This window comes from Roseiarcus sp., assembly GCF_052145395.1.
In the GTDB taxonomy this organism is placed as follows: domain Bacteria; phylum Pseudomonadota; class Alphaproteobacteria; order Rhizobiales; family Beijerinckiaceae; genus Roseiarcus.
In genome coordinates, this window is record NZ_JBKQOT010000002.1 from 1 (window position 1) to 7,703 (window position 7,703).

The 7,703-nt window shown below is 65.2% G+C and carries 9 protein-coding genes and 1 pseudogene; all 10 read left to right on the forward strand.

All coding sequences use genetic code 11. From position 1 onward, the window contains the following. Nucleotides 1-251: pseudogene (locus tag ACLP25_RS00070) on the forward strand (phenol hydroxylase); the annotation flags it as partial. A gap of 17 nt (nucleotides 252-268) precedes the next feature. Then, nucleotides 269-541 carry an MmoB/DmpM family protein gene (locus ACLP25_RS00075; protein ID WP_442467212.1) on the forward strand — a complete coding sequence of 91 codons (273 nt, stop codon included), beginning with the start codon at nucleotides 269-271 and terminating at the stop codon, nucleotides 539-541. A 21-nt stretch (nucleotides 542-562) separates the two neighbouring features. After that, nucleotides 563-2,077: an aromatic/alkene/methane monooxygenase hydroxylase/oxygenase subunit alpha gene (locus ACLP25_RS00080; RefSeq protein WP_442467213.1), complete on the forward strand. Its 1,515-nt coding sequence runs from the start codon at nucleotides 563-565 to the stop codon at nucleotides 2,075-2,077. A 68-nt stretch (nucleotides 2,078-2,145) separates the two neighbouring features. Further along, nucleotides 2,146-2,514 (forward strand): phenol hydroxylase subunit P4, encoded by a 369-nt coding sequence (locus ACLP25_RS00085; RefSeq protein WP_442467214.1) that lies wholly within the window; start codon nucleotides 2,146-2,148, stop codon nucleotides 2,512-2,514. Nucleotides 2,515-2,536: 22 nt separating this feature from the next. Continuing rightward, nucleotides 2,537-3,598 carry an NADH:ubiquinone reductase (Na(+)-transporting) subunit F gene (locus tag ACLP25_RS00090; RefSeq protein ID WP_442467215.1) on the forward strand — a complete coding sequence of 354 codons (1,062 nt, stop codon included), beginning with the start codon at nucleotides 2,537-2,539 and terminating at the stop codon, nucleotides 3,596-3,598. A gap of 2 nt (nucleotides 3,599-3,600) precedes the next feature. Then, nucleotides 3,601-3,954 (forward strand): 2Fe-2S iron-sulfur cluster-binding protein, encoded by a 354-nt coding sequence (locus tag ACLP25_RS00095; RefSeq protein WP_442467216.1) that lies wholly within the window; start codon nucleotides 3,601-3,603, stop codon nucleotides 3,952-3,954. 12 nt (nucleotides 3,955-3,966) lie between these two features. After that, entirely contained in the window at nucleotides 3,967-4,887 is a 921-nt protein-coding gene (locus ACLP25_RS00100) for a catechol 2,3-dioxygenase (RefSeq protein ID WP_442467217.1), read from the forward strand. Between the two features lie 129 nt (nucleotides 4,888-5,016). Continuing rightward, a complete protein-coding gene (locus ACLP25_RS00105; RefSeq protein ID WP_442467218.1) occupies nucleotides 5,017-5,439 on the forward strand; it encodes a GlcG/HbpS family heme-binding protein in 423 nt (140 codons plus the stop codon). Nucleotides 5,440-5,554: 115 nt separating this feature from the next. Continuing rightward, nucleotides 5,555-7,063 carry a 2-hydroxymuconic semialdehyde dehydrogenase gene (locus tag ACLP25_RS00110; protein WP_442467219.1) on the forward strand — a complete coding sequence of 503 codons (1,509 nt, stop codon included), beginning with the start codon at nucleotides 5,555-5,557 and terminating at the stop codon, nucleotides 7,061-7,063. A gap of 14 nt (nucleotides 7,064-7,077) precedes the next feature. Beyond that, nucleotides 7,078-7,703 (forward strand): 2-keto-4-pentenoate hydratase (locus ACLP25_RS00115; protein WP_442467220.1); only part of this gene is annotated, 626 nt, incomplete at its 3' end.

Consider the following 7,703-nt stretch of genomic DNA (forward strand, 5'->3'; position numbering starts at 1 on the left):
TCGCCATGCTGACCGAGTTCATGTCCGACTGGCGCGCCGAGGAAGGCCGCTGGAGCGACCATGTCGTCAAGACCGTCGCCGCCGAGAGCGACGCCAACAAGACGATCATTTCGGAGTGGGCGACCCACTGGATCGACCGCGCGGTCGAGGCGGCGAGACCGCTCGCGGCCGCGCTAACCAACGAGAACGCCGCCGCGGCGGCAGGCGAGACGGCCATAGCTCGCGCCCGCGCGCTCGGCCTCAACGTCTAATCGGAAGGGAAATCATCATGGCGCAAGTCGCCTCGCTCACGCTGCTTCACAACGACGACGCCCGCCCGATCATCGAGGCGATCCTCGCCGACAACCCGGGCGTCCGCGTCCTCGACATGCCGGGCTGCGTCAAGCTCGACCGCGACATGGAGCTGGTGGTCAACCGCGCTTCGGTCGAGGAGCGCCTCGGCCGGACGTGGGACCCGCAGGAAATCCATCTCGTGCTCGTCTCAATGGCGGGCAATCTCGACGAGGACGACGACCGGTTTCTCGTCGGCTGGAAACACTAACTCGAAGTCTGGGAGGACAGCATGGCCGTCAAGAAACTCGGTCTCAAGCAGCGCTACGCGCATATGACCCGCGGTCTCGACTGGGAGACCACCTATCAGCCGATGGACAAGGTGTTCCCCTACGACAAGTTCGAGGGGATCAAGATCAAGGACTGGTCGGCGTGGGAGGATCCGTTCCGCCTGACGATGGACGCCTACTGGAAGTTCCAGGCGGAGAAGGAGCGCAAGCTCTACGCCGTGCTCGACGCCTTCGCGCAGAGCAACGGCCAGACCAAGATCTCGGACGGGCGCTACGTCAACGCCTTGAAGCTGTTCCTCACCGGCGTCTCGCCGCTTGAATATCAGGCGCACCGCGGCTTCGCCTGGGCTGGGCGCCATCTGCGCGGCGTCGGGCCTCGCGTCGCCTCGCAGATGCAGTCGCTCGACGAGTTGCGCCACTTCCAGACGCAGGCGCACACGATCAGCCAATACAACAAGTACTTCGACGGCATCGCCGAGTTCCGCCACATGCACGACCGCGTGTGGTACCTCAGCGTGCCGAAGTCGTTCTTCGACGACGCCCGCTCGGCCGGCCCGTTCGAATACATGATCGCCGTCGGCTTCTCGTTTGAATACGTGCTGACCAACCTCCTGTTCGTGCCGTTCATGTCGGGCGCGGCCTATAACGGCGACATGTCGACCGTGACCTTCGGCTTCTCGGCCCAGTCGGACGAGAGCCGACACATGACGCTCGGCATCGAGGTGATCAAGTTCCTGCTCGAGCAGCATCCCGACAACCTGCCGATCGTGCAGAAGTGGGTCGACAAGTGGTTCTGGCGCGGCCACAAGGTGCTCGGCCTTGTCGGCATGATGATGGACTACATGCTGCCGAAGAAGGTCATGTCCTGGCGCGAAGCCTGGGACATCTACTTCGTCGAGGCCGGCGGTTCGCTGTTCCAGGATCTCGCCCGCTATGGCCTGCGTCCGCCGAAATATTCGGATGTCGCAACGGCGGAGGCGGACCATGTCTCCCACCAGATCTGGGCGACTTTCTACCAGTACTGCCACGCCGCGGCGTTCCACACCTGGATCCCCGACCGCGAGCACATGGACTGGCTGAGCGAGAAGTATCCGACCACGTTCGACAAATATTATCGCCCGCGTTGGGAGATGTGGGCCGAAATGGAGAAGCAGGGCAAGCGCTTCTACAACATGGCGCTGCCCCAGCTCTGTCAGACCTGCCAGGTTCCAATGCTGTACACCGAGCCCGGAAACCCGGAGACGATCTGCTTCCGCCACTCGAAGTTCAAGGGCGACACGTACCACTTCTGCTCGGACGGCTGCAAAGACGTCTTCGACGGCGAGCCGGAGAAGTACGTTCAGGCCTGGCTGCCGGTGCACCAGATCTACCAGGGCGCCTGCGGCGGTCCGACCGTCCCCGACGTTCTCGCCTACTACCGGATGAACGTCGGCGCCGACAACATGGACTATGTCGGCTCGCCCGACGAAAAGCTCTGGAAGAGCTGGCAGGCCGGGGCGGTCAAGGCCGCGGAATAACTCGCACGCAATCGGGCGATGCGGCCATCCGCCGGATCGCCGCTATCTACGGAATTTGGGAGGAATCCATGGCCCTTCAGGCGTTGTCGCCCGACTACGAAAAGCACATCGAATACCGCGACGCGGAAAAGAACTTCCACGGCAACCGCGTCGTCTATGTCCACTGGGAGGAGCATCTGTCCTACTGCGCGCCGCTCGCCTTTCCGCTGCCCCCCGACATGCCGTTCGGCGCCTTCGTCGAGGCGATTATCAAGGGCCATTACAACGCCCATCCCGACTTCGAGAAGATCGACTGGGACAGGGTCGAGTGGATGATCGACGGGCTGAAGACGAAGCCGGATCTCGGCAAGTCGCTCGCCGACAACGGCGTCGGCCACAAGTCGCTGGTCCGCTTCTGGACGCCGGGCCTTTCCGGCTACAAGAACTCGGCGAGCTGAGCCAGAAGGCCGGAACCGGGCAATGACGCACCAGCTCACCATCGAACCGATCGGCGATGCCATCGACGTCGCCGAAGGCCAGACGATCCTCGACGCCTGCCTGCGGTCGGGAATCTATCTGCCGCACGCCTGCGGCCATGGCCTGTGCGGGACGTGCAAGACGCAGGTGACGGACGGCGAGATCGATCATGGCGAGGCCTCCGCCTTCGCGCTGATGGATTTCGAGCGCGACGACGGCTACGTGCTCGCCTGCACGGCCACGCTGATGTCGGACGTCACGATCGAGGCCGACGTCGAGGAGGATCCCGACGCCCGCCGCATTCCGGTCAGCGACTTCGAGGGGGAGGTCGTCGGGCTCGACGATCTCACTCATGACGTCAAGGGCGTTCGGCTTGCGCTGAACGGCGAGAGCATCGACTTTCAGGCCGGCCAGTACGTCATGGCGAAGCTGCCCGGCGTTGAAGGCGCGCGAGCCTTCTCGATCGCCAACGCGCCCTCGGACGCCAGCCATGTCGAACTGCAGGTGCGGCGCGTGCCCGGCGGCGCCGGCACCGGTTATGTCCACGAGAAGCTGAGGCTTGGCGAGCGCGTGCGCTTTTCCGGCCCCTACGGACGCTTCGTGGTGCGCAAGTCGCGCGGCGGGCCGCTGATCTTCCTGGCCGGCGGCACGGGCGTCTCGAGCCCCCGCGCGATGATCCTCGACCTTCTGGAAGAGGGCTACGCCGAGCCGATCACGCTCGTCCACGGCGTGCGCACGCAAGCCGATCTTTACGGCCGCGAAGACTTCGAGGCGCTGGCGAAAAAGCACCCGAATTTCCGCTACGTCCCCTCCCTGTCGAACGAGCCGGAGAGCAGCGCCTGGGCGGGCGAGCGCGGCTTCGTCCACGACGTCGCCAAGCGCCTGTACGGCGGCGTCTTCGAAGGCTTGACCGCCTATCTCTGCGGGCCGCCGCCGATGATCGAGGCCTGCATCGGCGCGCTGATGCAGGGGCGGCTGTTCGAGAAGCACATCTTCACAGAAAAATTCTTCACCGCGCAGGACGCGGGGTCGAAGCCCAAAAGCCCGCTGTTCAAGAGGCTCTGACGATGGCGCCGCAACGATTCCTGGTCACGCTCGATGGGCATGGGCAGGCGAACTGCTACGGGGGCGAACGCGTTCTCGTGGCGCTCGAACGCGCGCAGGGCTTCGGCCAACTCAAGAACCTGCCGCGCCGCTTGCCCGTCGGTTGCCGCCGCGGCGGCTGCGGGATCTGCCGCGTGCGCGTCCTCGCCGGCGAATACCAATCGGGCCCGATGAGCCGGGCCTGCGTCTCCGCGGAAGACGAGGCGGCGGGCCTGGTGCTCGCCTGCTGCATCTATCCGCTTTCCGATCTTTCCCTGCGGCTGGAGACCCCTGTCGTAGTCAAAGCCAAGGGCGAACGGGCCCTGCAACCTGTCTAAGGAGGTAACACCATGGCGATTACGGGCATCATGCGTCCCGGCTTCATCCAGATCCGCGTTCTGGACATGCCTGCGGCGGTCGAGTTCTACACCAAGCGGATCGGCCTGCATCAGGTGACGGAAGGGCCGGACGGTCGCGTCTATCTGAAGTCGGCCGACGAGTTCGACCATCATTCGATCGTGCTGCGCCGCGCCGACTCGGCCGGCGTCGACGCCGCCGCCTTCAAATGCCTGAAGGACTCGGACCTCGATCACTACGAGAAGCGGGTCAAGGAATATGGCTTCGCGGTCGATCACGTGAAGGTGGGCGAGCAGCCGGGCGTCGGCCGTCGCATCGGCTTCACAATTCCTTCGGGCCATCGCATCGAGCTCTACGCCCATGCCGACCAGTCCGATCCGAAGCCGCGCATTCACAACCCGGACGTCTGGGACCTCGAGCCGCACGGCATGGCCGCCCGCCGCTTCGACCACTCGCTGCTCTACGGGCCGGATATCGAGAAGAACCTCGACTTCTTCGAGAAGGCGCTCGACTTCCGCTGCGCCGAGCGCGTCGACATGCCTGATGGGCTGCTGGCGATATGGCTGACCGCGGGCATGAAGGCCCATGACATCGCCTTCGTGAAGTATCCGGAACCCGGCAAGCTGCACCACGTCGCCTTCGAGCTCGAGAACTGGAATGCGGTCGGACACGCGGCCGACATCATCACCCGCTACGAGATCTCGGTCGACATCGGGCCGACCCGTCACGGCATCACCCGCGGCCAGACGATCTATTTCTTCGACCCGTCGGGCAACCGCTGCGAAGTGTTCGCGGGCGGCTACACCTACTATCCCGACCAGCCGACGCGCACCTGGGACGAGACCCAGGTCGGCAAGGGCATCTTCTACTACGAGCGGGTGATGAACGAAGCGTTCCTGTCGGTCGTGTCGTAAGACGCGGTCTTAAGGACAGCACGCAAAATGACCCTTCGCGTTCGCGCGAAGGGTCTAAGCGCCAGGACTATTGCGCGCCGGCGTCGTCCCGGAAGGGGCGGGTAGGGCGCGCATTTGGGGACGCACATCATGTCAAACTCGGTGGCGCGCCGGATCATCAACTCGGCCGCGGCGCTCAGAGCCGTGGAGGCCGCGGTGGCGAAGGGCCGCGAGCGGAACATCGCCGTCGTCGCGGCGGTCGTCGACATCGGCGGCGACCTCGTCGCCTGCCTGCGGGCGGACGGCGCCTTTTCCGCGTCCGTATCCATCGCCAATGACAAGGCCTATACCGCGGCGGTGTTCGGCGCCTCGACCGACGATCTGTCGAACGCGCTGAAAGACAACCCGGTGCTCCACCATGGCATCGCCATTCGTCCAGGTGTCGCGCTGTTCGGCGGAGGCCTGCCGATCGTCGAGGACGGCGCCGTCATCGGCGCGATCGGCGTCTCGGGCGGTTCCGAGGACGACGACCGGGCATGCGCCAAAGCAGGCGCGTCAGCGCTCGCCAGCTAGGCGAGGGGTGGCGCAAAAATATCGACAATAATGAAAATATCGACATAGACGATCAATAGCGATATATGACCGGTGCGCGCTTCGAGGAGCGGCGCGGTCACGGAGAGGTCAGGCGATGACAGTTCAGGCTTTGAGGAAGGCGTCCGCGAGTTTCGACAGCGCGCGTCGCGACGCCGCGCATTTCATCGACGGCGGGTTTACTCAAGGGACGACCGGCAAGTTCTGGGAGAACCGCACGCCGCTCGACAACAGCGTGATCGGCCGCGTGCCGGAAGGCGGCAAGGCCGAGATCGACGCCGCCTGCCGCGCCGCCAAGGCCGCGCTCTCGGGCCCGTGGGGCAAGATGACGGTCGGGGAGCGCACTGACATCCTCGCCAAGGTCGCCGAGGGCATCAACGCGCGGCTCGAAGAATTCCTCGCCGCCGAGTGCCTCGACACCGGCAAGCCGTCAAGCCTTGCCCGCCATCTCGACATCCCGCGCGGCGCCGCCAACTTCAAGATGTTTGCCGACACGGTGAAGGGCGTCTCGACCGAGACCTTCATTTTGCCGACGCCGGACGGCAAGGGCGCGCTGAACTACGGACTTCGCCGGCCGAAGGGCGTCATCGCGGTCATTAGCCCATGGAACCTGCCGCTCCTCTTGATGACCTGGAAGGTCGGTCCGGCGCTCGCCTGCGGAAACACTGTCGTCGTCAAGCCATCCGAGGAGACGCCGCTTACCGCAACGCTCCGCGGCGAGGTGATGAACGAGGCCGGCGTGCCGAAGGGCGTCTACAATGTCGTCCATGGGCTCGGGCCGAATTCGGCCGGCGAGTTCCTGACCCAGCACCCGCTCGTGAACGGAATCACCTTCACCGGCGAGACGCGCACGGGCGAGGCGATCATGCGCCAGGCCGCGCTCGGCATCCGGCAGGTGTCGTTCGAGCTCGGCGGCAAAAATCCTGCGCTCGTGTTCGCCGACGCCGACCTCGACAAGGCGGTTGAGGGCACGATGCGCTCGTGCTTCTCCAACTGCGGCCAGGTCTGCCTCGGTACCGAGCGCGTCTATGTCGAACGGCCGATCTTCGACGCGTTCGTCGCGCGCCTGAAAGCCGGCGCGGAAAGTCTGAAGCTCGGCCGGCCCGAAGATCCCGCGACGAACCTCGGCCCGCTGATCAGCCAGGAGCACCGCCGGAAGGTGCTGAGCTATTACAGGAAGGCGGCCGACGAGGGCGCGACGATCGTCACTGGCGGCGGCGTTCCCGAAATGCCGGGCGACCTCGCCAACGGCGCCTGGATCCAGCCGACCATCTGGACCGGTCTCCCCGACACGTCGCCGATCGTCAACGAAGAAATCTTCGGCGCCTGCTGCCACATCCGTCCGTTCGATACGGAGGAAGAAGCGGTGCGACTCGCTAACGCGACCCCCTATGGACTTGCCGCCTCGGTCTGGACCGAGAATCTTTCGCGCGGCCATCGCGTCGCGGCGCAGATGGAGGTCGGCCTCTGCTGGGTCAATTCCTGGTTCCTGCGCGATCTGCGCACTGCCTTCGGCGGCGCCAAGCAGTCCGGCATCGGCCGGGAGGGCGGCCTGCATTCGCTCGAGTTCTACACCGAGCTGACCAACGTCTGCGTCAAGCTCTGAGAAGGGAAAGCATCGTGACAAAGATAGCGCCGCTCGCCGTCGCTGACGCCATCCTCGGAGCTTACAAGACTCGCACGCCCGTGCCGCCGGTGCGTGAGCTTCTGCCGGCCGGGGCCATCGATCAGGCCTACGCCGCCCAGGAGTTCAACACCGAGCGCTGGCTCGAGGAGGGCCGCAAGCTCGTCGGACGCAAGATCGGGCTGACGTCGCTCGCGGTGCAGCGGCAGCTCGGCGTCAGCCAGCCGGACTACGGCATGCTGTTCGCCGATATGGCGGTCCTGGACGGATGGGACGTCGCGGCCGATCAGCTCATCCAGCCCAAGGTCGAGGCCGAGATCGCCTTCGTCATCGGGCGCGACCTCGACGACGAGCACCTGACCATCGCCGACATTTTGCGCGCGGTGGAGTTTGCGCTGCCGGCGATCGAGATTGTCGATTCGCGCATCGCCGATTGGAAGATCGGCATCCTCGACACCATCGCCGACAACGCGTCCTCCGGCCTCTACGTCCTCGGAGCTTCTCCGAAAAAACTCGACGGCCTCGAACTTCGACTTTGCGGCATGGTGATGGAGCAGGGCGGCGACGAAGTCTCGGTCGGCGCCGGCGCGGCCTGCCTCGGCGACCCGCTGTCGGCGACGCT

Excerpts from the sequence above, each read along its gene's own strand:
- ACLP25_RS00085 (WP_442467214.1), top strand. The coding sequence starts at position 2,146 with ATGGCCCTTCAGGCGTTGTCGCCCGACTACGAAAAGCACATCGAATAC.
- ACLP25_RS00075 (WP_442467212.1), top strand. The coding sequence starts at position 269 with ATGGCGCAAGTCGCCTCGCTCACGCTGCTTCACAACGACGACGCCCGC.
- ACLP25_RS00095 (WP_442467216.1), top strand. The coding sequence starts at position 3,601 with ATGGCGCCGCAACGATTCCTGGTCACGCTCGATGGGCATGGGCAGGCG.
- ACLP25_RS00080 (WP_442467213.1), top strand. The coding sequence starts at position 563 with ATGGCCGTCAAGAAACTCGGTCTCAAGCAGCGCTACGCGCATATGACC.
- ACLP25_RS00100 (WP_442467217.1), top strand. The coding sequence starts at position 3,967 with ATGGCGATTACGGGCATCATGCGTCCCGGCTTCATCCAGATCCGCGTT.
- ACLP25_RS00110 (WP_442467219.1), top strand. The coding sequence starts at position 5,555 with ATGACAGTTCAGGCTTTGAGGAAGGCGTCCGCGAGTTTCGACAGCGCG.
- ACLP25_RS00105 (WP_442467218.1), top strand. The coding sequence starts at position 5,017 with ATGTCAAACTCGGTGGCGCGCCGGATCATCAACTCGGCCGCGGCGCTC.
- ACLP25_RS00090 (WP_442467215.1), top strand. The coding sequence starts at position 2,537 with ATGACGCACCAGCTCACCATCGAACCGATCGGCGATGCCATCGACGTC.